This is a genomic window from Pseudomonas sp. Irchel s3a10 (assembly GCF_900187525.1).
Taxonomy (GTDB): Bacteria; Pseudomonadota; Gammaproteobacteria; order Pseudomonadales; family Pseudomonadaceae; genus Aquipseudomonas; species Aquipseudomonas koreensis_G.
The window spans coordinates 100,126-125,348 of sequence record NZ_FYDR01000007.1 but is presented as its reverse complement, the minus strand read 5'-3'; the positions used below and the strand labels follow the sequence as shown (position 1 = coordinate 125,348).

Genomic DNA, 25,223 nt, shown 5'->3' with positions numbered 1-25,223 from the left:
TGCAACGCAGCATGGCCCGCTTTCAGGCGTAACCCGGAGGGCCGGGCCTGCTGTTACGCAGGGCTGCGTTGCTCGTCGTTCATTTGAAAAACCAAACTTCACTCCTCGCGCCTTGCCCTGCGTAACAGCAGACCCGGCGCGATACAGGAAATAGCTGATGACATACCCCCTGCGCTGGACAACCCGCCCCGGCTGGCCCGGTAACCTGCTGGCCGTGGCGGCCGGTGCAATCACCACCTTCGCCCTCGCCCCGTTCAACATCTGGCCGCTGGCTTTGCTCGCGGTCGGCCTGTTCTATGCCGGCCTGCGCGAGCTGAAACCGCGTCAGGCACTGGGCCGTGGCTGGTGCTTCGGTTTTGGCCTGTTCGGCGCCGGTACCAGCTGGATCTACTACAGCATCCACCATTTCGGTGGCGCGTCGGTGCTGCTGGCCGGGTTCCTGATGCTGCTGTTCACCGCAGCGATCGCGTTTTTCTTCGCCCTGCCCGCCTGGGTCTGGGCACGCTGGTTGCGCCGAAATGAAGCACCGCTGGCCGATGCGCTGGCGTTTGCCGCACTGTGGGTCGGCCAGGAAGCGTTTCGTGGCTGGTTCCTCACCGGTTTTCCGTGGCTCTACTCCGGCTACAGCCAGCTCGACGGCCCATTGGCCGGGCTCGCGCCGGTGGGCGGCATGTGGCTGGTGTCGTTCGTTCTGGCGCTGACTGCGGCGCTGATCTACAACGCACCGCGCCTGCTGCAAACCGGTCGTAAAGGCTTCATCGCGGCTGGCTTGGTGTTGTTGGTCGGGCCTTGGGTGGCGGGTGTTGCGCTCAAGGGCCATGCCTGGACCAGTCCGTCCGGCCCGGCACTGAGCGTCGCTGCGATTCAGGGCAACGTCGAACAAAGCATGAAATGGGATCCGGCGCAGCTTAACGCGCAACTGGCGCTGTATCGCGACCTGAGTTTCCGCTCAAAACCGGTGGACCTGCTGATCTGGCCGGAAACCGCGGTACCGGTGCTCAAGGAGTCCGCCGAGGGCTACTTGAACATGATGGGCAACTTCGCCGCCGAGCGTAAATCGGCGCTGATCACCGGGGTGCCGATCCGCGAGACGGTTCGTCACGAAAAACGCTTCTTCAACGGCATTACCGTGGTCGGCGAAGGCGATGGCACCTACCTCAAGCAGAAACTGGTGCCGTTCGGTGAGTACGTGCCGTTGCAGGATCTGTTGCGCGGGTTGATTGCGTTCTTTGACTTGCCGATGTCCGACTTTGCCCGTGGCCCGGCCGATCAGGCGCTGCTGCAAGCCAAGGGTTATCAGATTGCGCCGTTCATCTGCTATGAAGTGGTGTACCCGGAATTCGCCGCTGGCCTGTCAGCCAGCAGCGATCTGCTGCTGACGATCAGCAACGACACCTGGTTCGGCACCTCGATCGGCCCGCTGCAACACCTGCAAATGGCGCAGATGCGCGCGCTTGAGGCCGGCCGCTGGATGATCCGTGCTACGAACAACGGCGTGACTGGGCTGATCAACCCGTTCGGGCAGATCACTGAGCAGATTCCGCAGTTCGAACAGGGCATTCTCTATGGCGAAGTGGTGCCGATGCACAACCTGACGCCGTATCTGCAATGGCGTTCGTGGCCGCTGATCATCGTCTGTGTGCTGCTGTTTGGCTGGGCACTGATGGCGAGCCGGATGTCGAAAACCCTTTAAAAAGCTTCGCGAGCAAGCCCGCTCCCACATTTGGAATGCAATTCAAATGTGGGAGCGGGCTTGCTCGCGAATGGACATCAGCAGCACCCAATCAATCAGGGTGGGCATCCCCTCGGTAAAACAACGAATACCCCACCTGCCCCACCGCCTCATTCAGCAACTGTCCGCTCTGCCAGATCGACTTGAACTCCGGCAGCCAGCCACCAAACGGGCGCGCATTATCGGTCCCGAGAAACCCGACGGGCGCCGGCACCACTTCGAATCCTGCCTGCTGGAAACACCACACGGCGCGCGGCATGTGCCAGGCCTGCGTCACCACCACGACGCGCTTGATGCCTTGCGGCAACAAGAGGTCGGCGCTGAATTTGGCGTTTTCCCAAGTGGTACGGCTCTCGCCTTCCTGCCAGCGCGTGGTCACGCCGAAATCATCGCGCAGCGAATCGGCCATCAGCTTCGCCTCGGTCGGCGGCGTGCCGTAATGCAGGCCACCACTGGTCAGAATCGGTAGCCCGGAGGCCTTGGTCAGTTGCGCCGCATAGCGCTGACGCTCCAGCCCCACGCCAGTTGGCTGATCCTCACCCCAGGCCAGATCGCCGCGCTCGCGCCCGGAACCCAGCACCACGATGGCATCGGCGCGCTGCGCCAACATCGACCACGCGTCACGGGGCAGCGGCGGCTCACGCTCCAGCGCCTTGGCGCCCCACTGCACCACCACCGGCAGGCTCATCAGCCAGAAACCACCCAAGCCAAGGGCAAAACACAGGCCGGCCAGCCGTGGCCGGGAGCGACGCAGCCACCAGGCGACCAGCAATAGCAGCAAAAGAATGCCGGGCGGCAAGAGCAGTTGTTTGATGAAATAACGAAAAGGCATCGGGGCATCTCCAGAGATGCCCGAAGCCTAAGAGTGTTAATGACGCGTTACAACCGATAGGTAGGATCCTGTTGGAAAAGATCCGTTATTTGACCTGCCATGCGTTTACTTGGCCTGCACAGAACGAACCTTGACGGTGTCTCTGCCGGGCGCCTTGTCCTTGAGCCAGATGACCTTGGCCGATTGTGGTGCATCGAGCTGCTTCACTGCCTGTGACAAGCTGCCATGCGATTCACGCTCACTGCGATCCAGATAGGCCTTGACCAGTTTGAACTCGGCGGGGCTCAAGCCACGCAATTCCAGTTCCACGGGGCGCTCGTCGCGCAGCCGGCCAGCGGTTTTGGCAGCGTCGAGGGCCATGCCCAGACGATCCATCAACCGCTCGTACAACTCGGGTTTCGTCACGTTTTTTTGCCGTTGCTCCACCATCCCTCACCTCATTGAAGATAAGACTCACTCCCCAATAAGAGCTTAGCTTCGCTGCACAAACCGGCTGAACGCCGCGACCAACGGCCCTCGCCAAGGTTTTCCGGGGCCAGACAGCTGTAATCAGGGTTTCCCTAGGCCAAGCGCGGTCATGTATGCTACGGCGCTTCCTGTCATTCCACTTCCAGCCTGTCCGGAGCATCCCCCGGAGGGCGCGTTGAAGAGGATTAGGCCACCCCTATCCAGTACAAAAGTAGCCATGCACGAACAATATCAGCCCCGTGAAATCGAAGCCGCCGCCCAGTCGTTCTGGGACGAGCAAAAGTCCTTTGAAGTCAGTGAACAGCCAGGCAAGGAAACCTACTACTGCCTGTCGATGTTCCCTTACCCCAGCGGCAAGCTACACATGGGGCACGTGCGCAACTACACCATCGGCGACGTGATCTCCCGCTACCAGCGCATGCAAGGCAAGAACGTTCTGCAACCAATGGGTTGGGACGCCTTCGGCATGCCGGCAGAAAACGCCGCGATGAAGAACAACGTGGCACCCGCCAAGTGGACCTACGAAAACATCGCCTACATGAAGTCCCAGCTGCGCAGCCTGGGCCTGGCGGTGGACTGGTCCCGCGAAGTGACTACCTGCAAACCGGATTACTACCGCTGGGAACAATGGCTGTTCACTCGCCTGTTCGAAAAAGGCGTGATCTACCGCAAGAACGGTACCGTGAACTGGGACCCGGTCGACCAGACTGTTCTGGCCAACGAACAGGTGATCGACGGTCGCGGCTGGCGTTCCGGCGCGCTGATCGAAAAGCGCGAAATCCCGATGTACTACTTCAAGATCACCGCTTACGCGGATGAGCTGCTGGAGAGCCTTGACGAACTGACTGGCTGGCCGGAACAGGTCAAGACCATGCAGCGCAACTGGATCGGCAAATCCCGCGGCATGGAAGTGCAGTTCCCGTACAACGTCGACTCGATCGGCGAAGCCGGCACCCTCAAGGTCTTCACCACCCGTCCGGACACCCTGATGGGCGCGACCTACGTCGCCGTGGCTGCCGAGCACCCGCTGGCCACCCAGGCCGCGCAGAACAACCCTGAGCTGCAAGCGTTCATCGCTGAATGCAAGGGCGGCAGCGTGGCTGAAGCCGACGTCGCCACTCAAGAGAAAAAAGGCCTGCCGACCGGCCTGTTCGTCGAGCACCCGCTGACCGGTGAGAAACTCCCGGTATGGGTCGCCAACTACGTGTTGATGCACTACGGCGACGGCGCCGTGATGGCGGTACCGGCGCACGACGAGCGCGACTTCGAATTCGCCCACAAGTACAACCTGCCGGTCAAATCGGTGGTGCGCACCAGCTCCGGTGACACCAACCCGGCTCCGTGGCAAGACGCCTACGGCGAGCACGGCACGCTGATCAACTCCGGCGAGTTCGACGGCCTGGACTTCACCGGCGCGTTCGACGCCATGGAAGTCGCCCTGATCAAGAAAAACCTCGGCGCCTCGCGCACCCAGTTCCGCCTGCGCGACTGGGGCATCAGCCGTCAGCGCTACTGGGGCTGCCCGATCCCGATCATCCACTGCGCCACCTGCGGTGACGTGCCGGTGCCGGAAGACCAGTTGCCGGTAGTTCTCCCGGAAGACGTGGTGCCGGACGGCGCCGGTTCGCCGCTGGCACGCATGCCTGAGTTTTACGAATGCAGCTGCCCGAAATGCGGCCAGCCTGCCAAGCGTGAAACCGACACCATGGACACCTTCGTCGAGTCCTCGTGGTACTACGCCCGTTACGCCTCGCCGCATTTCGAAGGTGGCCTGGTGGAAAAATCCGCGGCCGACCACTGGTTGCCGGTGGATCAGTACATCGGCGGTATCGAACACGCCATTCTTCACCTGCTGTACGCGCGCTTCTTCCACAAGCTGATGCGTGACGAAGGTCTGGTCAGCTCCAACGAGCCGTTCAAGAACCTGCTGACCCAAGGCATGGTAATCGCCGAGACTTACTATCGTCGCGAAGCCAATGGTGCCTACACCTGGTTCAACCCGGCGGACGTGGAACTGGAGCGTGACAGCAAAGCCAAGGTCATCAGCGCCAAACTGAAATCCGACGGCCTGCCGGTGGAAATCGGTGGCACCGAGAAAATGGCCAAGTCCAAGAACAACGGCGTCGACCCACAGTCGATGATCGACCAGTTCGGCGCCGACACCTGCCGCCTGTTCATGATGTTCGCTTCGCCGCCTGACATGAGCGCCGAATGGTCGGACTCCGGCGTTGAAGGCTCGCACCGCTTCCTCAAGCGCGTCTGGCGTCTGGCGCAGGCCCACGTCACCCAGGGCCTGCCGGGCAAGCTGGACGTCGCCGGCCTGAACGACGAGCAGAAAGCCGTGCGCCGCGCCATCCACCTGGCCATCAAACAGGCTAGCCATGACGTCGGCCTGAACCACAAATTCAACACCGCCATCGCTCAGGTGATGACGCTGATGAACGTGCTGGAAAAAGCCGCGCAAGACACCGAACAGGATCGCGCGCTGATTCACGAAGGCCTGGAAGCCGTGACCTTGCTGCTGGCTCCGATCACGCCGCACATCAGCCATGAGCTGTGGAATCAACTGGGCCACGCTGACCCGGTGATCGATGCCGGCTGGCCTGCGGTCGATGAAAGCGCATTGGTACAGGACAGCCTGCAACTGGTCATTCAAGTGAACGGCAAGCTGCGTGGCCAGATCGAAATGCCGGCCAGCGCCACCCGCGAAGAAGTTGAAGCGGCGGCCCGTGCCAACGAAAACGTGCTGCGTTTCGTCGACGGTCTGACCATTCGCAAAGTGATCGTTGTACCGGGGAAACTGGTCAACATCGTCGCCAGCTAAATTGGATTGGGCGTCAGGTTCGCCTGACGCACTGTAAAACCTTTCGGGCCGCAGGGTCGGCCCACATGGTTTCAAGGGGAGCAACACAATGATCAAACGCAATCTGCTGGTGATGGGCCTCGCCGTTCTGCTGAGCGCCTGCGGTTTCCAGCTGCGTGGCACCGGCACCAACGAACTGACGATCAAGGAGCTCGATCTGAGCGCCCGCAACGCTTATGGCGAGACCGTCACCCAACTGCGTCAAGTGCTGGAGGCCAGCGGCGTCAAAGTCTACAGCGGTGCGCCGTACAAGCTGTATCTGGCTGACGAGCAGGAAAGCCAGCGCATCCTCAGCTACGCTGGCGCGGGCCGTACTGGCGAATATCAAGTCAGTACCGTGCTGAACTACGACATCGTCGGCGAACACAACCTGAACCTGTTGAGCGACAAGCTTGAAGTGCAGAAGGTGTTCATCCACGACGGCAACAACCTGGTCGGCTCCGACCAGGAAGCCAACGACGCCCGCACTGAAACCCGTCGCGAACTGGTTCAGCGCATGATGCTGCGCCTGCAACAGCTGACTCCGGGCCAACTGGAGCAGCTGCAGCAAGCGGCCAACGACCGTGCCCGGGCTGAAGCCGACGCGCTGAAGGCGGCACAGAAGGCTGAAGCGGAAACCCCGCGCCAGTCGCCGCTCGAACTGCCGCAGCAGTAAGACGTACGGGGCGCTCAGGCGCCCCGTTCGCCCTCTCTTATGAAGCTCGCTCCCGCTCAACTCGGCAAACACCTGCAAGGCGCGCTTGCGCCCGTCTATATCATCAGCGGCGATGACCCGCTGTTGTGCCAGGAAGCCGCCGACGCCATCCGCAGCGCTGCCCGCCAGCAAGGTTTCGACGAACGCCAGGTGTTCGCCGCCGACGCCAATTTCGATTGGGGTACCTTGTTGCAGGCCGGCGCCAGCATGTCCCTGTTCGCTGAAAAGCGCCTGCTGGAACTGCGCTTGCCGTCAGGCAAACCCGGTGACAAGGGCGCTGCCGCGCTGATCGAATACTGCTCGCGCCCCGCCGAAGACACGGTGCTGCTGATCAGCTTGCCCAAGCTCGATGGCAGTGCGCAGAAGACCAAGTGGGGCAAGGCGCTGGTCGAAGGCCAGCAGACCCAGTTCATCCAGATCTGGCCGGTGGACGCCAATCAGCTACCGAGCTGGATCCGCCAGCGTCTGTCGCAAGCCGGTTTATCGGCCAGCCAGGACGCGGTCGAACTGATTGCCGCACGCGTCGAGGGCAACCTGCTCGCCGCCGCGCAGGAAATCGAAAAGCTCAAACTGATGGCCGAAGGTGGGCAGATCACCGTCGAAACCGTGCAGGCCGCAGTGGCCGACAGTGCGCGCTTCGACGTGTTTGGCCTGACTGACGCCGTGCTCAACGGCGAGCCGGCACACGCCTTGCGCATGCTTGAAGGGCTGCGCGGTGAAGGCGTCGAGCCACCGGTGATTCTCTGGGCACTGGCGCGGGAGTTGCGCCTGCTGGCCAATATCTCGCTGCAGTACAGCCAGGGCACGCCGCTGGACAAGTGCTTCAGCCAGGCGAAACCGCCAGTCTGGGACAAGCGCAAACCCCTGATGAGCAAAGCCCTGCAACGCTACTCGGCGCAACGCTGGGCGCAGTTGTTGCTCGAAGCGCAACGCATCGATGCGCAGATCAAGGGTCAGGCCGCCGGCTCACCCTGGATGAGCCTGAGCCGGTTGGCGCTGTTGATGTCGGGCCAACGCCTTTCACTGCCCGCCGAGTAAGACGTTCAACCGCATCCCCCCCTTCGCGAGCAAGCCCGCTCCCACAGTCGACCGAGTTCTATCAGGTGAATGCGATCGACTGTGGGAGCGGGCTTGCTCGCGAAGGCGTCAGAATATTCCTACGCAATAGAGGCTGGACAGACGCGCGGCTTCGGCAGATTATTCGCCCCGCAGCACCCACCTACCGAGAGAACCCTCATGAGCAAAAAGCCATCGAAACATGGCCCGAACAAGGCCAAATCCATCATCGCCCAACCCCTGTTCCGCAGCCGCCAGGAACGACCAGCCAAGGGTAAAGGCAGCTACCGCCGCGAAGCCTTCCAGTCTGACAACTGGGAGGCTTCTTACTTTCTGGCTGCCTGAAGCACACCACCCCCCGGTCATGTTAAGGTCTGCACCTGATTCGTATCCTCTGGAACCGTGCATGCCCTTCAGTCTTTCCCGTCGTTGGCCCGTTCGCCAACTGATCGCTGCCTCCAGCTTCATTCTGCTTGTCGCCTGCGCGGAAAAACCTACCGCCGCCGATGCGCAACCCCTGCAAGCCGCCCCAGTCGCCACAGCCCCAGCGATCATCCCGCCGGTAGTGCCGTCCGCTGACCCGCTTGATCTTCAGCCAACCCAGACGTTTGCCGAATGGCAGGCGGGTTTCCGCAAGGACGCCCTCGCCGCCGGGATCCGCGCCGATCTGTTTGATCGCGCCTTTGCCAATGTCAGCTTCGATGCCAGTGTGATCAAAGCCGACCGCAGTCAACCAGAGTTCTCCCGTCCGGTCTGGGAATACCTCGACGGCGCCCTGTCGCCGCTGCGGGTGCGCAAGGGTCAGGCGCTGATCAGCCAGTACGCCGACATCCTGCAAAGCATCGAGCAGCGTTATGGCGTGGATCGCCAGGCACTGGTGTCGGTGTGGGGCATGGAAAGCAATTTCGGCCAGTTCCAGGGCAGCAAATCGGTGATCAACTCGTTGGCGACCCTGGCCTATGAAGGCCGCCGCCCGGGCTTTGCTCATGCGCAACTGATCGCAGCCCTGCAGATTCTGCAACAGGGCGATATCACCCCTGAGAAGATGCTCGGCTCGTGGGCCGGGGCGATGGGCCAGACCCAGTTCATTCCGACCACCTACAACACCCACGCCGTGGATTTCGACGGTGACGGGCGCCGCGACATCTGGGGCAGCCCGGCCGACGCCCTGGCCTCCACCGCGCATTACCTGCAAAGCTCCGGCTGGCAGCGTGGTCAGCCATGGGGCTTCGAAGTGCAATTGCCGAGCAGCTTCAACTACACGCTGGCCGATGGCGCGATTCGCAAGACCGTCGCCGAATGGCGGCAACTGGGTGTGATCCTGCCCAATGGCGGTCAGGCCCCGGCCGGTTCGGAACAGCTGTCCGCGGCCCTGCTGCTGCCGGCCGGTTACCGTGGCCCGGCGTTCCTGATCCTCGACAACTTCCGGGCGATCCTCAAGTACAACAACTCGTCGTCCTATGCGCTGGCGGTGAGCCTGTTGTCCGAGCGTTTCAACGGCGCAGGCCTGATCAACGGCACCTGGCCGAAAGATGACCTGCCATTGAGCCGTACCGAGCGTATTGAATTGCAGACCCTGTTGAGCGCGCGTAACTACGATGCAGGCACCGCGGACGGGATTATCGGCGCCAATACGCGTAAAGCGATTCGCAGCGCCCAGCAGTCGTTTGGCTGGCCGGCGGACGGGTATCCGACGCATAGGTTGCTTGAGAGCCTGCGTAACCAATAGAACGATAATCGTATGGCTGATGCCACCTTCGCGAGCAAGCCCGCTCCCACATTGGTTCTGTGTACGACACGAATCAAATGTGGGAGGGGGCTTGCTCCCGAAGACTGACTCACTGGCAACCAAACCCTAGCGTTTGATCACTACATCCTGTTCCAACATCAATTCCTTCTTCCCCGCATCCAGTCGCACCAGCGCCCCCATCGGCAGCGTCAGGTTCGGGTTGCAATGCCCGCTGCGCCACCCCGACAGCACCGGAATCCGTAACGGTTCGAACGTCTGCTTGAGCAAGCGATTCAGCGCCTCGATATCGACCCCGGCCACATCACCGACCAGCACCCCACGCAATCGGGCCAGATTGCCGGCCAGACGCATCTGCGTGAGCAAACGATCGATCCTGTACAACGGCTCGTTGACGTCCTCGATCAGCAGGATTACCCCTTCCACGTCGATTTCATAAGGCGTGCCCAACGTCGAAGCAATCATCGCCAGATTGCCGCCAAGCAAGCGCCCATGCGCGATGCCCGGTTCGACCGTGGTCAACGGATAAGCCACCGGATGACTCAGCACACTGCCCGCCTTCAACTGACCGCGCAGCATGGCGAAGAATGAGGTGACGGTCGGCGGCTCCTTGTCGCCCAGCAAATCGGCGTTGAGCAGCGGGCCGTGGAAGGTCACGAACCCGGCGTAGCGGCTGATCGCCAGATGCAGCGCGGTGATATCGCTGTAGCCGACAAATGGTTTGGCATGACGGCTGAGCAGATCGTAATCGATCCGGTCCAGCAGGCGCGGCGTACCGTAGCCGCCGCGCAGGCAGATGATCGCGTCGACTTCGGGGTCAGCGAATGCGGCGTGCAGGTCATTGAGGCGTACGTCGTCGCTGCCGGCCAGATAGCCATCTTTCTCGTAGACACCGGGGAACACTTTCAGCGCATACCCGCGGGCGCGCATCCATTGCACAGCCTTTTCCGTGTCCAGCGCACCGGGGCCAGCAGGGGCGATCACGCCGATCAGCCCTTCGGATGGCAGCGCCGGTACGGGTTTGTGCGGAAAAAGGGTGTGGGTCGGTCGAACGGTCATCCATGGGTCTCCCTGTGTGAAGTCTTGCAGACACAGTAGTCAGGAACAGAAATAAACAAAAGAGGTGAACTACCCAATAACCCGTGGCAAGGGAGCTTGCTCCCGCTGGGTTGCGCAGCGACCCCAAGATTTTGGACTGCATCGCACCCTGGCGGGAGCAAGCTCCCTCGCCACAGGTTTTCACAGGCCCAAACAAAAATACCCGCCGAAGCGGGTATTTTTCGAGGCTATCAGCGCCGGATCAGGAACCGAGCAGCTCGGCCTTGACCAGTTTCGCCTGCTCGTCGGCGTGGTACGAGGAACGTACCAGCGGACCGGAAGCGACGTTCTTGAAGCCCATCTTGTAACCTTCCTCGGCGAACCAGGCGAAGGTGTCCGGGTGCACGAAACGCTGCACCGGCAAGTGGCTGCGCGACGGTTGCAGGTACTGGCCGAGGGTCAGCATGTCGATGTCGTGTTCGCGCATGCGCTTCATGACTTCGATGACTTCTTCGTCGGTCTCACCCAGACCCAGCATCAGGCCGGACTTGGTCGGAATGTGCGGCATCATCTGCTTGAAGCGTTGCAACAGGGTCAGCGACCACTGGTAGTCCGAACCCGGACGCGCAGCCTTGTACAGGCGCGGCACGGTTTCCAGGTTGTGGTTGAACACATCCGGCGGCTCGGCGGCGGTGATTTCCAGGGCGATGTCCATGCGGCCACGGTAGTCCGGAACCAGGGTTTCCAGCTGCACGTTCGGCGACAGCTTGCGGATCTCGCGGATGCAGTCGGCGAAGTGCTGGGCACCGCCGTCGCGCAGGTCGTCGCGGTCAACCGAGGTGATCACCACGTACTTGAGCTTGAGGTCGGCAATGGCGATCGCCAGGCTTTCCGGCTCGTTGACGTCCAGTGGCTTCGGACGACCGTGGCCAACGTCGCAGAACGGGCAACGACGGGTGCAGATGTCGCCCATGATCATGAAGGTCGCGGTGCCGCCGGAGAAGCACTCGCCCAGGTTCGGGCAGGAGGCTTCTTCGCAGACGCTGTGCAGCTTGTGCTTGCGCAGCAGGCTCTTGATACGGTCGACTTCCGGCGAAACCGGGATGCGCACGCGAATCCAGTCGGGTTTCTTCGGCAGTTCGGTAGTCGGAATGATCTTTACCGGGATGCGTGCAACCTTCTCGGCGCCGCGCAGCTTGACGCCGGCTTCAACCTTGGGACGCGGGGCCGGGCGCTCGGTCACGTCGAGCGTCGGGATCATGGTTTGCACTGCATCAGTAGTCATATCAGTCGATTCCGCCCGTCAGGGTCGTCTGCTCAGCATAGTCGAGGTGTTTGACGAGCTGCGCGCGCAGCCGGGCACTTACCTCGGCAAATTCAATCGATCCTGCGTGATCGCTCAGCTGGGTCATCGCCAGCCCGGCATAGCCGCAGGGATTAATCCGTCGAAACGGCTCCAGGTTCATATCCACGTTCAGGGCCAGGCCATGAAAGGAGCAACCGTGGCGAATCCGCAAACCCAGAGAAGCGATTTTCGCTCCGTCGACGTAGACGCCGGGAGCATCTGGCTTGGCGGCGGCGGTGACGCCGTAGCTGGCCAGCAGTTCGATCAGGCACTGTTCCATGCGCGTGACCAGATCACGTACGCCGAAGCCAAGCTTGCGTACGTCCAGCAACAGGTAGGCGACCAACTGGCCCGGGCCATGATAAGTCACCTGCCCGCCGCGATCGACCTGTACCACCGGGATATCGCCCGGCAGCAACAGATGTTCGGCTTTGCCGGCCTGGCCCTGGGTGAACACTGGAGGGTGCTCGACCAGCCAGATTTCGTCGGCGGCATTGCTGCCACGTTCGTTGGTGAAGCGTTGCATGGCATGCCAGACCGGCTCGTAAGCCATCTGGCCAAGTTCGCGAAAGCCCAGCGTGCCCGGCATCACAACACCATGTGCACGAAACCGGTCGCCCGCAGTTCGCTGTTGATGTTGTACAGCTGATCCTGATCGGTCGCGACGATGTGCAACTGGATGGTGGTGTACTTGCCGTTGGTGCTTTGGCGTTCGACATCAAGGCTATGATTGATGTCCGCATGCTTCTCAACGATTGCGACGATCTTGTCCTTGTTCCCAACACCTGTCTCACCGATCACTTTAATCGGGTAGTCCTTAGCGGGGAATTCGATCTTTGGCGCCTTTACTTCGGTATCGGTCATGGCGTAACGGCCTCGTAAGCGTAAGCCGTGGTAACGCACATGGCCCCGAACCGGACAGGAACGGGGCCATGCAGGTCAACACTCAATCAGTTGAACAAGCCGTAGAAGAATAGACGGATGCTATCCCACATGCGGCGGAAGATACCACCCTCCTCGACAGCGTCCAGGGCGATCAGGTCGGCGCTGTGCACTACCTTGTCGTCCAGTTTCACTTCGACTTTACCGATCACATCGCCCTTGGCGATCGGCGCGATCAGTTGCGGGTTCATGGTCATGCTGGCAGCGAGCTTTTTCAGCTGGCCTTTTGGCAGAGTCATGGTCAGGTCTTGAGCCAGGCCGGCCTTGACTTGACTGGTGGTGCCTTTCCACACCGGGGCCTGAGCCAGTTCGGTGCCCTTCTGGTAGAAGGTCTGGGTTTCGAAGAAACGGAAGCCGTAGGTCAGCAGTTTCTGGGTTTCAGCGGCGCGCGCCACTTCGCTGTTGGTGCCGAACACCACGGCGATCAGACGCTGGCCGTCACGGACAGCCGAGGACACCATGCAGTAGCCGGCTTCGTCGGTGTGACCGGTTTTCAGACCGTCAACGGTCTTGTCGCGCCACAGCAGCAGGTTGCGGTTAGGCTGCTTGATGCCGTTCCAGAAGAACTCTTTCTGCGAATAGATCGCGTAGTGAGCCGGGTCTTCGTGGATGATCGCGCGCGCCAGGATCGCCATGTCGTGAGCCGACGAGTAGTGCTCAGGGTTCGGCAGACCGGTGGGGTTCATGAAGTGCGAGTTGGTCATGCCCAGATCGGTGACCGTCTTGTTCATCAGGTCGGCGAACGCGTCTTCGCTGCCGGCGATGTGCTCGGACAGCGCCACGCTGGCGTCGTTGCCGGACTGGATGATGATGCCGTGCAGCAGGTCGCTGACGGTCACTTGCGAGCCGACTTTGATGAACATCCGCGAACCGCCGGTACGCCAGGCGTTTTCGCTGACGGTCACCGGGTCGTTCTCACCGATCTGGCCACGACGGATTTCCAGCGTAGCGATGTACGCGGTCATCAGTTTGGTCAGGCTGGCTGGCGGCAGACGCTGGTCACCGTTGTTCTCCACCAGCACGTTGCCGCTGCTGGCGTCCATGAGCACGTAAGCTTTTGCAGCCAGTTGAGGTGGCGACGGCATCATCTCGGCCGCGAAAGCGGCTGGCGAGAGGAGCAGCGGGACTAGCAGACACAGGCGTTTGGCAAAGGTGGTGATGTTCATCCGTCTCTCGAAATCGCTAATGGAAACTTGCCCGAGGGCAAAACTATTCAGACAGCCTTCTAACGGGCCATCGCGTGTTCAGTTGCTCACTCCAGTCACCCTTGCCGGGCTTTTGTTCTTCGACGAGCCAACAACCTGGTTCACCCCCCAAAACCGCAGGTGAACCGTCAATCAAGTGCTACGTTTCTTACTCGGTGACCACGCTCGGCGAGCCGAGATTGGCCAGGCGCACACTGTTCTGCACCTGGGCGATTTCACCCGGCGAACCGATCGGCCCCAGGCGTACCCGGTGCAGGGTCTGCTGATTGCGCACGATCGAGCTGATGAACACCGGAGCGCTCACCATCCCGCTGAGCTTCGACCTCAGGAGTTCTGCAGCGTCCGGGTTGGCGAACGCGCCCACCTGCAGATACTGGCCAGACGCTGGTGCAGAAGCGTTTTTTTTTGCGCTGATCTGTACAGGGACAGTGTCAGAGGCATGTTGCTGCGGCGGCGGAGTCCACTGCTCGATGGTACCGGCCGACGCCGTGATCACCGGGGCGCTATTCTGCGCGACTTGCGGCTCGTTGAGCATCAGCGGCGCCGGACGGCCCTTGGCGGCCCACCATTGCTGCGGATCGATGCCCTCGACCTTGACCCGCGCGGTGCCGGTTTCGGCATAACCGAGCTTCTTCGCGGCCGCGTAGGACAAGTCGATGATCCGGTCCGAATAGAACGGCCCGCGATCGTTGACCCGCAGGATCACGCTCTTGTTGTTGTCCAGATTGGTCACCCGAACGTAACTTGGCAGTGGCAGAGTCTTGTGGGCGGCACTCATGCCGTACAGGTCATACACTTCGCCGTTGGCGGTGTTCTGCCCGTGGAACTTGGTGCCGTACCAGGACGCCGTGCCCGAGGCGACGTAGGTCTTGGATTCCTGCAACGGGAAATAGGTCTTGCCCAGCACGGTGTACGGGTTGGCCTTGTACGGACCGGTGTGCAGGGTCGGCGTGGCGTCCGGGATGCGCGAAACATCGACATCCCACCACGGCGCGCCGTCTTTGTGCGCGCGGTTGATGTCCAGCCCCGGCTGCGCACGTACGGCAGTGGACGGGGTCTTCTGGGTCGGCGCGCGGCTGGTCGAACAGCTGGCGACCAGCACCGCCAACGCAGCGAATGCCACCAGCTTCAGGGGTTTATTGATAGGCAATGCCCGCATTACTTGACGCCCCGTGCTTTTACCAGCTCTTCAGACAGTTGATGTACAGCCATGGCGTACATCACGCTGCGGTTATAACGCGTGATCGCGTAGAAATTCTTCAGGCCCATCCAGTATTCAGGGCCGTTGTCGCCTTCGAGGCGAAATGCAGTAACCGGCATATCATCGCGCAGCGCATCATGACTTGACCAGCCCAGCGCTCGCAACTCTCCGACCGTTTTCGTTGGCTCGATGCCGGTGGTCAGGCCTTCATCGACCTGCTCGCCGCGCACATCGGCGCGGCTGACCACCGGTTCCCCGGCGACCCAGCCATGCCGCTTGAAGTAACTGGCCACGCTGCCGATCGCATCGTCCGGATTGGTCCAGATATTGATGTGACCGTCACCGTCGAAATCCACCGCATAGGCGCGAAAGCTGCTCGGCATGAACTGCGGCAAGCCCATCGCCCCGGCGTACGAGCCCTTGAGGGTCAACGGATCGACCTGTTCTTCGCGGGCCAGCAGCAGGAACTCACGCAATTCCTTGCGGAAAAATTCGGCACGGGGAGGATAGTCGAAACCGAGCGTGGACAACGCATCAATCACCCGGTAATTGCCGGTATTACGTCCGAAAAAGGTCTCGACGCCGATGATCGACACGATGACTTGTGCCGGTACGCCATATTCCTGCTCGGCACGGGCCAGTACAGCCTCGTGCTGGCGCCAGAAGTCCACACCACGGGCGATGCGCGCGTCGGTGATGAACATCGGGCGATATTCTTTCCACTGTTTGACCCGCTCGGCGGGTTTGGAGATCGCGTCGAGAATCGCCTGCTTGCGCTGGGCCTCGCGGAACACCGCCATCAGTTGCTCGCCGGCAAAACCGTAGTCGCGGGTCATTTCACCGACGAATTCGGCCACCTGCGGTGAACCTTCGTAATCGCCGGCCAGCGCTTCCTGCGCGCTGCCAAGGATGCCGACCAGGCCGACCCACGGCGCGTAACGAGTCGCCCAGCTGCGCATGACTTGCATTGAACTCTTCACCTTATTCAAACCTGTGCGATCCACTTGCGATGCGTATGAATCGACATCAAAACCCCAAACGCTGACAGCAGTGTCACCAGCGAAGTTCCTCCGTAGCTAATGAAGGGCAACGGCACCCCCACCACCGGCAACAGGCCACTGACCATACCGATGTTGACGAAAACATAAACAAAAAACGTCATGGTCAGCGCGCCGGCGAGCAGTTTGCCGAACAGCGTCTGCGCCTGGGCGGTAATCACCAGGCCGCGACCGATCAGCAACAGATAGATCAGCAGCAGCGCGCAGATGCCCACCAGACCGAACTCTTCGCCCAGTACGGCGATGATGAAGTCGGTGTGGCTTTCCGGCAAAAAGTCCAGGTGGGACTGGGTGCCCAGCAGCCAGCCCTTGCCGAACACACCGCCGGAACCGATCGCGGCTTTCGACTGGATGATGTTCCAGCCGGTGCCGAGCGGATCGCTTTCCGGGTCGAGGAACGTGAGGATCCGCTGCTTCTGGTAGTCGTGCATGATGAAGAACCACATGGCGATCGCCACCGGCACGGCGGCAGCCAGTACGCTGAGGATCCAGCGCCAGCGCAGGCCGCCCATGAACAGCACGAACGCACCGCCGGCCAGAATCAGCAGCGAAGTCCCGAGGTCAGGTTGGCGCACGATCAGAATGAACGGCACGCCGATCAGCATCAGGCTGATGCCGACGTGCTTGAGCTGCGGCGGCAGCGTGCGCTTGGACAGATACCAGGCAATCGTCGCCGGCATCAGAATCTTCATGAACTCCGAGGGCTGGAAGCGGATCACCCCGGGGATGTTGATCCAGCGCGTCGCGCCCATGGCGTTGTGGCCCATGATGTCCACCACCAACAGCAGCACCACGCCGATCACGTAACCGAGCGGCACCCAACGCGCCATGAAGCGCGGTTCGAACTGGGCAATGACGATCATCGACACCAGACCGATGCCGAACGAGGTGGCCTGTTTACCCAGCAGATCCCAGCTCTTGCCACTGGCCGAATACAGCACGAACAGACTGCCTGCGGCGAGGATCAGCAGCAGGATCAACAGCGGACCATCGATATGCAGACGTTGCAGCAGCGTCGCCCGGCGACGCATCACATCCTCGCTGGAGAGCATGCGATCAAAATTATTCATCACGGGCCGTAGCCTCCGCACTGATAGGACCGGCGTATTCGGCCTTCAACCGACCATCCTGATCCAGAAGCCAGGCATCCATGACCTGACGCACCACTGGCGCGGCGACTCCGGAACCGGACTCACCGTTCTCGACCATCACCGAAACGACTATTTTCGGGTTGTCGGCCGGGGCGAATCCGACGAACAAGGCGTGGTCGCGGTGGCGCTCCTGAACCTTGGAACGGTCGTATTTCTCGCCTTGCTTGATCGCGACGACTTGAGCTGTACCCGACTTGCCGGCAATACGATATTGCGCACCGATCGCCGCCTTGCGCGCGGTACCCCGGGCGCCGTGCATCACCTGCTGCATGCCGTGGTTGACCTTGGTCCAGTCCGACGGATCGCGCAGGACGATGTTCGGCATCGGGTTCTCATCCACAGGTTTTGCGCCTTCGATGGTCTTGGCCAAGTGCGGGCGGTTCCAGATGCCTTTGTTGGCGACCAGCGCCGTGGCCTGCGCCAGTTGCAACGGTGTGGACTGCATATAACCCTGGCCAATCCCCAGAATCAGGGTTTCACCCGGGAACCACGCCTGCTTGCGCGTCGCACGTTTCCACTCGCGGGACGGCATCAGGCCAGGGGATTCTTCGAACATGTCCAGCGAGACCTTCTGGCCGATGCCGAACTTGTTCATGTAGGCCGACAGCCGATCGATGCCCAGCTTGTGCGCCAGGTCATAGAAGTAGGTGTCGTTGGAACGCATGATCGCCGTGTCGAGGTCGACGAAGCCGTCACCGGTGCGGTTCCAGTTGCGGTATTTGTGATCGTAGTTGGGCAGCATGTAGTAACCGGGGTCGAACACCCGGCTCGACGCCGTCACCACTCCGGCATCAAGACCGGCAATCGCCACCGCCGGCTTGATCGTCGAACCCGGGGGGTACAGACCGCGCAGAACGCGGTTGAACAGCGGCCGGTCGATGGAATCGCGCAGCTCGGCATAGGCCTTGAAGCTGATGCCGGTGACAAACAGGTTCGGGTCGAAACTCGGCTGACTGACCATCGCCAGCACTTCGCCGGTGTTCGGATCGAGCGCAACCACCGCGCCGCGACGCCCGCCCAGTGCAGCTTCCGCTGCTTCCTGCAGTTTGATGTCCAGACTCAGGACGATGTCCTTGCCGGGAATCGGATCGGTCCGCTTCAGCACGCGCAACACGCGGCCCCGGGCGTTGGTCTCGACTTCCTCGTAACCCACCTGGCCGTGCAGTTCCGGCTCGTAGAAACGCTCGATGCCGGTCTTGCCGATGTGGTGGGTGCCGCTGTAGTTGACCGGATCGAGGGTCTTCAGCTCTTTCTCGTTGATCCGCCCCATGTAACCCACCGAGTGCGCAAAGTGTGCGCCCTGCGGGTAGTGGCGCACCAGCTGCGCAACCACTTCCACCCCAGGCAGGCGGAACTGGTTCACCGCGATCCGGGCGATCTGCTCTTCGGTCAGCTCGAACAGGATCGGCACCGGCTCGAACGGCCGGCGCCCCTGACGCATGCGCTTCTCGAAGATCACCCGGTCCTCGGGCGTCAGCTGCAGCACTTCGACGATCACGTCGAGCACTTGCTGCCAGTCGCCGGAGCGCTCGCGGGTCATGCTCAGGCTGAAGCTGGGGCGGTTGTCCGCCACCACCACGCCGTTGCGGTCGAAGATCAGCCCACGGGTCGGCGGTATCGGCTGCACATGGACCCGGTTGTTTTCCGAGAGCGTCGAGTGGTACTCGTACTGGATCACCTGCAAGTAGTACAGCCGCGCAATCAGCACGCCGATCAACAGCATGATCGCCACGGCCCCGAACACGACGCGGCTACGCACCAGGCGGGCGTCCTTTTCGTGGTCCTTGATGCGGATCGGCTGAGACATGAGGGCAGGACTACTTGTGGTAAGGGTGACCGGACAGCACGGTCCAGGCACGGTACAGCTGTTCGCCGATCAGGATCCGCACCAGCGGGTGCGGCAAGGTCAGCGGCGACAACGACCAGCGCTGATCGGCGCGGGCGCAGACTTCCGGCGCCAGCCCTTCGGGGCCGCCGACCATGAAGTTGACCGTGCGCGAATCCAGCCGCCAACGGTCGAGTTCGACCGCCAGTTGCTCGGTGCTCCAGGGCTTGCCGTGGACTTCCAGCGTGACAATCCGCTCGTTCGGCCCGACCTTGGCCAGCATGGCTTCGCCTTCCTGGCGGATGAAACGGGCCACGTCGGCGTTCTTGCCACGGGTATTGAGCGGAATTTCCACCAGTTCCAGCGCCAGCTCGGACGGAAGACGCTTGGCATATTCATGCCAGCCTTCTTCCACCCACTTGGGCATGCGTGAACCGACGGCGATCAGTCGCAGTCGCACAGCAATCCCTTACAGCTGGTCTTTGTTGAGCTTGGTGAAATGCTCGTGGGTGTTTTCCGGGCTGTGGTGCTTGGCATCTGCCGCACGGCTTTGCTCGGCGCCGGCCCACAGGCGTTCCAGGTCGTAGAACTGACGCGCCGAGGCAGTCATCATGTGCACGATCACCAGGTCGAGGTCGAGCAGAACCCAGTCGCTGTCGCCCTTGCCTTCTTCGCCCAGCGGCTTGGCGCCCTGCTTTTTGACTTCTTCACGGACCTTGTCCAGCATCGCGTTGATCTGGCGATTGGAGGTACCGGTGGCGATGATCATGTAGTCGGTGATGCTCTGCTTGTCACGCACATCGATGATCTGGATGTCTTGCGCCTTGACGTCTTCCAGGGCTGCCACGGCAACCTTGACCAGCTCGTCGCCCTTGAGCGGCTCGTTGGTGTTGGCGACTTCCGGCAGCGGCGCGCTCTTGAAGGTGCCTTTGCGCTTAACTTTGCTTACATCTTTGTCGGTCATATAAAACTCGTTTTGCTCATGTATTCGGCGGCTTGGCGATACGTGGATTCGTATCAGTGAAGCACGCCTTGTTCAGTTCGACGCACGGTACAGACCGTGCGCATCGATGTAGGCCAGGACCGCGTCGGGCACCAGGAAACGTACCGACTTACCGCTGGCCAGCAGTTGACGGATCTGGGTGGCGGAAACCGCGAGCGGTGTCTGCCAGACGAATGCAATCTGTCCGCTCGGCCCTTTCAGGGCCAGCGGGTCGCTCACCGAACGCGCTGCCAGCAGGTTGCGCAAGGCATCCGGCGGTTCGCTGTCGGCGTCCGGGCGCTGTAGCACCAGGATATGGCAATGCTGGAGCAACTCTTCCCAGCGGTGCCAAGTGGGCAGGCCGCAAAATGCGTCCCAGCCCAAAAGCAGAAAAACCTGGGTCTCGGCGGCCATTTCGGCACGCATCAACTCCAGGGTATCAATGGTGTAGGACGGTTTGTCCCGCTGCAATTCGCGGGCATCCACCACCAGCGGCGGCACTCCGGCCACCGCGCACTCAACCATTGCCAACCGATCCTGCGCCGACACCTGCGGCGTATCGCGGTGCGGCGGCCGGGCGCTGGGCATCATGCGCAGCTCGTCGAGCAGCAGCGCTTCGGCGACTTCCAGCGCACCGCGCAAATGGCCGATGTGCACTGGATCGAACGTGCCGCCCAGTATGCCGATGCGCCGGGGTCGGAGTTCGCCGTCAGGCAGCGGCGCTGTCAGGTCGAGGTCGGTCAAGTCAGACCGTCGCCTGGCCGCGCAACTGGCCATCACCGACCACGATGTACTTCTCGCAGGTCAGTCCTTCGAGACCCACCGGGCCGCGGGCGTGCAGCTTATCAGTAGAAATGCCGATCTCGGCACCCAATCCGTACTCGAATCCATCGGCGAAGCACGTCGGGGTGTTGATCATCACCGACGCCGAGTCGACTTCCGCGACGAAACGCCGGGTGTCGGCGAGGTTTTCGCTGACGATCGAGTCGGTGTGATGCGAGCCGTAATGGTTGATGTGTTCGATGGCCTGATCCAGTCCGTCGACCACCCGGATCGACAGGATCGGCGCCAGATACTCGGTGCTCCAGTCGTCTTCGCTGGCCGCCACCGCGTCGATGATCGCCCGGGTGCGTTCGCAGCCACGCAGCTCGACGCCTTTCTCGCGGAACTGGGCAGCCATCGACGGCAGGAAATCCTTGGCAACACTTTGATCGACGAGCAAAGTCTCCATCGCGCCGCAGATGCCATAACGGTAAGTCTTGGCATTGAAGGCGATGCGCTGGGCCTTCGCCAGATCGGCGTGCTCGCTGACAAATACGTGGCAGATGCCGTCCAGGTGCTTGATCACCGGCACGCGCGCATCGCGGCTGATGCGTTCGATCAGGCCTCGACCACCGCGTGGCACGATGACGTCGACGTACTCGGGCATGCTGATCATCGCGCCGACGGCGGCACGGTCTGTGGTTTCGACCACTTGCACCACGGCTGCCGGCAATTCGGCCTCGGCCAGACCGCGCTGAATGCAAGCGGCAATCGCCCGGTTGGAATGAATCGCCTCGGAGCCACCACGCAGGATGGTCGCGTTGCCGGACTTCAGGCACAGGCTGGCGGCATCGATGGTCACGTTGGGCCGGGATTCGTAGATGATCCCGATCACGCCCAGCGGTACGCGCATCTTGCCGACCTGAATCCCGGACGGGCGGAAGCTCATGTCACGGATCGCACCGACCGGGTCGGGCAGTGCTGCCACCTGACGCAGGCCGACGATCATGCCGTCGATGCGCGCCGGGGTCAGTTCCAGACGCTCCAGCAGTGCCGGCTCCAGACCGTTGGCGCGACCGGCGGCCAGATCCTGTTCATTGGCTGCGGCCAGCTCGGCGCGAGCAGCGTCCAGCGCATTGGCAGCAGCCTGCAGGGCGCGGTTCTTCTGCGCGGTGCTGGCACGGCCGATGACCCGGGAAGCTTCGCGGGCGGCGCGACCCAATCGGGTCATGTAGTCAAGAACGGACTCAGTCATGGTCTGCTGGGGTCTTGGCAAAGAGGAAAGCGGCAGATTATAGCTGTCGCGTCCCGGGACTAACAGCGGTGACAGGCGGATGGTCGAAATGGACTGCAATTTGCCGACGTTCAGCCGTAATTAAGCCGCGGATTGTTATCATCACGACCTCCTTCGCCTGGATAACCACCGTTTGCCATGTCCAACCTGACCGTTCGCGCCAACGACGAGCGCCTGCCTCTGGGCCTTCCAGACGCTTTTTTCGACCGTGACGCGCAAGTGCTGGCCCGCGATCTGCTCGGCAAAGTCATCCGCCACCGGGTCGGCGATCTGTGGCTCAGCGCCCGGATCATCGAAACCGAAGCCTATTACTGCGCGGAGAAAGGCAGTCATGCATCGCTCGGCTACACGGAAAAGCGTAAGGCTTTGTTTCTGGATGGCGGACACATCTATATGTATTACGCACGGGGTGGTGATTCGCTGAACTTCAGCGCTCAGGGGCCGGGCAACGCGGTGCTGATCAAGTCCGCCTACCCGTGGGTCGATGAAATCAGCGGGCCGGCGAGTCTGGCGCAGATGCTGCTGAACAATCCCGATGCTCAAGGTCGACCGCGCCCTTCGCAAAAGCTTTGCGCCGGGCAGACGCTGCTGTGCAAGGCGCTCGGGCTGAAGGTGCCGATGTGGGACGCCAAGCGTTTCGATCATGAGCTGATGCTGGTGGAAGACACCGGGCCGGCGCCGACGCAGATCATTCAGACCACCCGCCTGGGCATCCCCCAGGGCCGCGACGAACACCTGATGTATCGCTTCGTCGACGCCAGCTATGCGCAATGGTGTACGCGGAACCCGCTGCGCCGGGGCCAGGTCGAAGGTCGCGATTATTTTTTGCTGCCGGGGTTAGAGGCAGGGCTGAAGTAAAAGGAATTCACTGTAGGAGTGAGCCTGCTCGCGATAGCGGTGCATCAGTCAACGAAGAAGTCGACTGACCAGGCGCCATCGCGAGCAGGCTCACTCCTACAAGGATCAATTTGAAGATTTGATGGAGTTGAGTGTATGGGCCCATGGCTCGATAGCGTGACCGGGTGGCTCGCCGCCAATCCGCAGTGGCTGGCGGCTGCGGTATTTATCGTCGCTTGCGTGGAGTGCCTGGCGATTGCCGGGCTGATCGTGCCCGGCACGGTGTTGCTGTTTGCCGTCGCGGTACTGGCCGGCAGTGGCGCGCTGTCGCTGAGCGAAACGCTGCTGCTGGGCTTTCTCGGCGGGATTCTCGGCGACGTGATCTCGTACTTCCTCGGCCGCCACTTCCACCAGAATATCCGCCGTTTGCCAGGGCTGCGCCACCATCCGGAATGGATGGCCGGGGCCGAAACCTACTTCCAGCGTTACGGCATTGCCAGCCTGCTGGTCGGGCGCTTCATCGGGCCGTTGCGGCCGATGCTGCCGATGGTCGCCGGGATGTGCGACATGCCCTTCCCGCGTTTCGCCGCCGTCAGCCTGCTGGCCGCCGCCGGCTGGAGCGTCGCCTACCTGTTGCCGGGTTGGGCCACCGGCGCGGCGATCCGCTTGCCGCTGCCGGAAGGTTTCTGGCTGCAGGCCGGCATCGTTGCCGCCAGTATTGCGGTGATGGTCGGCATGAGCGTCAACAGCAGCTTGCGCCAGCATCGCCGGGCGACGATCTGGATCAGCAGCATGAGCCTGTTGATTCTGATCGGCCTGTTTACTGGCTATCCGTATCTGCACGCCCTCGACCAAGGCGTGATGACTCTGGTGCAGGAACATCGCCAACCGATGCTGGACGAGATCGCGGTGACGTTCACCCTGATCGGTGAATTTCGCAACATGCTGATGTTCAGCGCCCTGCTTACCGGCCTGTTGCTGCTGTGCCGGCAATGGCGCCAGGCAATCTTTGCCGGTGGCGTGCTGCTGTGCACCGCACTGCTCAATACCGTCACCAAACAGTTTTTCGCCCGGGTCCGCCCGGAGGTGCTGACCGATCCGCTGACCAGTTACAGCATGCCCAGCGGCCATGCGTCGGGGGCTTTCGCGCTGTTTCTGGTGCTGGCGGTTCTCGCCGGTCGCGGCCAACCGCCACGCATGCGCCTGACCTGGCTGCTGCTCGGCTGTATTCCAGCGCTGTCGATTGCCCTGTCACGGGTGTACCTGGGTGCGCATTGGCCGACGGATATTCTGGCCGGCGCAATGCTGGCGGCATGCGTGTGTGCGGCGGGTCTGTGGCTGAGCCAGCGCCAGACGCCGCTCAATGCCATGCCGTTCAAGGTCTGGTGGCTGATTCTGCCGGCGCTGCTGTTGCTGTTCAGCCTGTTTGTCTTCAGGCATCTGCCGCAAACGATGTTGCGTTACGCTTATTGAGAATCAAAAGATCGCAGCCTGCGGCAGCTCCTACATGAGATTTCGTTTCACACCCACGCCATCGCGCGAATGTGAAACCAAAACCCTGTAGGAGCTGCCGCAGGCTGCGATCCTTTTCGATCAGGCGAACAGCTCGCCCTGCAACTCATCAAGCAGCGCCTGGATCGCATCCAGTCGCTGCTGCGGATCGTCGAGTTGCAGCAGGTCGATCTTGTCTTCTTCGGCGAACGGCAGCAGATACGCCAGCTGGTTGGCCAGCGACTGCTGCCCCAGCGCTTCGCTGCCCATGTTCAACGCCTCGACCATCGGGTGCTCGGCCAAGGCCTTGAGCAGCGCCACCAGATCGGCGTCTTCGTCCTGCAGCGGTTGCTCCGGCTCATCGTCCAGCCACTCGACGTCGGCGAGGATCAACTGATCGCGCTGCACTTCAGTGCGCAATACCCGAAAACGCCGCCCGCCCTGTACGCGAATCCCGAGCAGACCGTTGTCCTGCTGCTGGAAATCGGTGATCCGCGCTTCGCAGCCGACCAGGGCAAAGCCTTCTGGGGCAACGCCGACTTCGTGGCCGTCGAGGATGCACACCACGCCGAAACCGCCGCCCTGTTTCATGCAGCGGCCGATCATGTCCAGGTAGCGTGCCTCGAAGATCTGCAAGTCGAGGTTGCAGCCGGGAAACAGCACTGTGTTCAGCGGAAAAAGCGGCAGACTCATAGACATT

At 61.7% G+C, this 25,223-nt stretch carries 24 protein-coding genes; 8 read left to right on the top strand and 16 right to left on the bottom strand.

All coding sequences use genetic code 11. The features are described 5' to 3' along the window. Positions 1–169 precede the first annotated feature (169 nt). A complete protein-coding gene (gene lnt, locus CKW11_RS20890; protein ID WP_095139314.1) occupies positions 170–1,693 on the top strand; it encodes an apolipoprotein N-acyltransferase in 1,524 nt (507 codons plus the stop codon). Between the two features lie 91 nt (positions 1,694–1,784). On the opposite strand, the gene CKW11_RS20885 is transcribed toward lnt, so the two are convergent. Next, positions 1,785–2,564, bottom strand: a complete 780-nt coding sequence (locus CKW11_RS20885) for a YdcF family protein (RefSeq protein WP_095139204.1) — start codon at positions 2,562–2,564, stop codon at positions 1,785–1,787. Between the two features lie 105 nt (positions 2,565–2,669). After that, entirely contained in the window at positions 2,670–2,993 is a 324-nt protein-coding gene (locus tag CKW11_RS20880) for a hypothetical protein (RefSeq protein ID WP_095139203.1), read from the bottom strand. A 256-nt stretch (positions 2,994–3,249) separates the two neighbouring features. Between CKW11_RS20880 and leuS the strand changes: the two genes are divergently transcribed. The 5 genes from leuS to CKW11_RS20855 all read left to right on the top strand — a co-directional run bounded on the left by leuS (position 3,250) and on the right by CKW11_RS20855 (position 9,374). Next, positions 3,250–5,856, top strand: a complete 2,607-nt coding sequence (gene leuS / locus CKW11_RS20875; protein WP_095139201.1) for a leucine--tRNA ligase — start codon at positions 3,250–3,252, stop codon at positions 5,854–5,856. Positions 5,857–5,944: 88 nt separating this feature from the next. Next, a complete protein-coding gene (gene lptE / locus CKW11_RS20870) occupies positions 5,945–6,550 on the top strand; it encodes an LPS assembly lipoprotein LptE (RefSeq protein WP_095139199.1) in 606 nt (201 codons plus the stop codon). Between the two features lie 39 nt (positions 6,551–6,589). Then, positions 6,590–7,627, top strand: coding sequence for a DNA polymerase III subunit delta (gene holA, locus CKW11_RS20865; protein ID WP_003228535.1), 1,038 nt, complete (start codon positions 6,590–6,592; stop codon positions 7,625–7,627). Positions 7,628–7,825: 198 nt separating this feature from the next. Beyond that, positions 7,826–7,990, top strand: a complete 165-nt coding sequence (gene arfA / locus CKW11_RS20860; protein WP_007975872.1) for an alternative ribosome rescue factor ArfA — start codon at positions 7,826–7,828, stop codon at positions 7,988–7,990. Positions 7,991–8,051: 61 nt separating this feature from the next. Next, positions 8,052–9,374: a lytic murein transglycosylase gene (locus tag CKW11_RS20855; RefSeq protein WP_095139197.1), complete on the top strand. Its 1,323-nt coding sequence runs from the start codon at positions 8,052–8,054 to the stop codon at positions 9,372–9,374. Positions 9,375–9,500: 126 nt separating this feature from the next. On the opposite strand, the gene CKW11_RS20850 is transcribed toward CKW11_RS20855, so the two are convergent. From CKW11_RS20850 to CKW11_RS20790, 13 genes are all read right to left on the bottom strand, one after another. After that, complete coding sequence (locus CKW11_RS20850) at positions 9,501–10,451, bottom strand: LD-carboxypeptidase (protein ID WP_095139195.1); 951 nt, start codon at positions 10,449–10,451, stop codon at positions 9,501–9,503. 241 nt (positions 10,452–10,692) lie between these two features. Next, positions 10,693–11,691, bottom strand: a complete 999-nt coding sequence (lipA, locus tag CKW11_RS20845) for a lipoyl synthase (protein WP_160768663.1) — start codon at positions 11,689–11,691, stop codon at positions 10,693–10,695. 25 nt (positions 11,692–11,716) lie between these two features. After that, the gene (lipB, locus tag CKW11_RS20840) at positions 11,717–12,364 is read right to left on the bottom strand and encodes a lipoyl(octanoyl) transferase LipB (RefSeq protein ID WP_025108695.1); all 648 of its coding nucleotides are present in this window, start codon (positions 12,362–12,364) and stop codon (positions 11,717–11,719) included. Beyond that, positions 12,364–12,639, bottom strand: a complete 276-nt coding sequence (locus CKW11_RS20835) for a DUF493 domain-containing protein (RefSeq protein WP_095139193.1) — start codon at positions 12,637–12,639, stop codon at positions 12,364–12,366. Before CKW11_RS20835 ends, lipB begins: the two co-directional genes overlap by 1 nt. Before the next feature lie 86 nt (positions 12,640–12,725). Beyond that, positions 12,726–13,883 carry a D-alanyl-D-alanine carboxypeptidase family protein gene (locus tag CKW11_RS20830; RefSeq protein WP_095139191.1) on the bottom strand — a complete coding sequence of 386 codons (1,158 nt, stop codon included), beginning with the start codon at positions 13,881–13,883 and terminating at the stop codon, positions 12,726–12,728. A gap of 187 nt (positions 13,884–14,070) precedes the next feature. Then, entirely contained in the window at positions 14,071–15,081 is a 1,011-nt protein-coding gene (locus CKW11_RS20825) for a septal ring lytic transglycosylase RlpA family protein (protein ID WP_095139189.1), read from the bottom strand. Continuing rightward, positions 15,081–16,091, bottom strand: a complete 1,011-nt coding sequence (mltB, locus tag CKW11_RS20820) for a lytic murein transglycosylase B (protein WP_007960589.1) — start codon at positions 16,089–16,091, stop codon at positions 15,081–15,083. The genes CKW11_RS20825 and mltB overlap by 1 nt, the downstream gene beginning before the upstream one ends. Positions 16,092–16,108: 17 nt before the next feature. Further along, positions 16,109–17,212, bottom strand: coding sequence for a rod shape-determining protein RodA (rodA, locus tag CKW11_RS20815; RefSeq protein WP_166497270.1), 1,104 nt, complete (start codon positions 17,210–17,212; stop codon positions 16,109–16,111). A gap of 31 nt (positions 17,213–17,243) precedes the next feature. After that, the gene (gene mrdA / locus CKW11_RS20810) at positions 17,244–19,139 is read right to left on the bottom strand and encodes a penicillin-binding protein 2 (RefSeq protein WP_095139185.1); all 1,896 of its coding nucleotides are present in this window, start codon (positions 19,137–19,139) and stop codon (positions 17,244–17,246) included. 10 nt (positions 19,140–19,149) lie between these two features. Continuing rightward, positions 19,150–19,617: a 23S rRNA (pseudouridine(1915)-N(3))-methyltransferase RlmH gene (rlmH, locus tag CKW11_RS20805; protein ID WP_003185785.1), complete on the bottom strand. Its 468-nt coding sequence runs from the start codon at positions 19,615–19,617 to the stop codon at positions 19,150–19,152. A gap of 9 nt (positions 19,618–19,626) precedes the next feature. Continuing rightward, the gene (rsfS, locus tag CKW11_RS20800) at positions 19,627–20,121 is read right to left on the bottom strand and encodes a ribosome silencing factor (protein ID WP_007960601.1); all 495 of its coding nucleotides are present in this window, start codon (positions 20,119–20,121) and stop codon (positions 19,627–19,629) included. A gap of 72 nt (positions 20,122–20,193) precedes the next feature. After that, complete coding sequence (gene nadD, locus CKW11_RS20795; protein WP_095139183.1) at positions 20,194–20,916, bottom strand: nicotinate-nucleotide adenylyltransferase; 723 nt, start codon at positions 20,914–20,916, stop codon at positions 20,194–20,196. Continuing rightward, positions 20,885–22,156, bottom strand: a complete 1,272-nt coding sequence (locus tag CKW11_RS20790; RefSeq protein WP_095139181.1) for a glutamate-5-semialdehyde dehydrogenase — start codon at positions 22,154–22,156, stop codon at positions 20,885–20,887. Before CKW11_RS20790 ends, nadD begins: the two co-directional genes overlap by 32 nt. Positions 22,157–22,333: 177 nt before the next feature. Here CKW11_RS20790 and CKW11_RS20785 point away from each other — a divergent pair, with 177 nt between their 5' ends. After that, positions 22,334–23,053: a DNA-3-methyladenine glycosylase gene (locus CKW11_RS20785; protein WP_095139179.1), complete on the top strand. Its 720-nt coding sequence runs from the start codon at positions 22,334–22,336 to the stop codon at positions 23,051–23,053. 135 nt (positions 23,054–23,188) lie between these two features. Continuing rightward, complete coding sequence (locus tag CKW11_RS20780) at positions 23,189–24,505, top strand: bifunctional DedA family/phosphatase PAP2 family protein (protein ID WP_095139177.1); 1,317 nt, start codon at positions 23,189–23,191, stop codon at positions 24,503–24,505. A gap of 120 nt (positions 24,506–24,625) precedes the next feature. Here the strand turns inward: CKW11_RS20780 and CKW11_RS20775 are convergent, their stop codons facing one another. Continuing rightward, positions 24,626–25,216 (bottom strand): LON peptidase substrate-binding domain-containing protein, encoded by a 591-nt coding sequence (locus CKW11_RS20775; protein ID WP_095139175.1) that lies wholly within the window; start codon positions 25,214–25,216, stop codon positions 24,626–24,628. Positions 25,217–25,223: the final 7 nt, after the last annotated feature.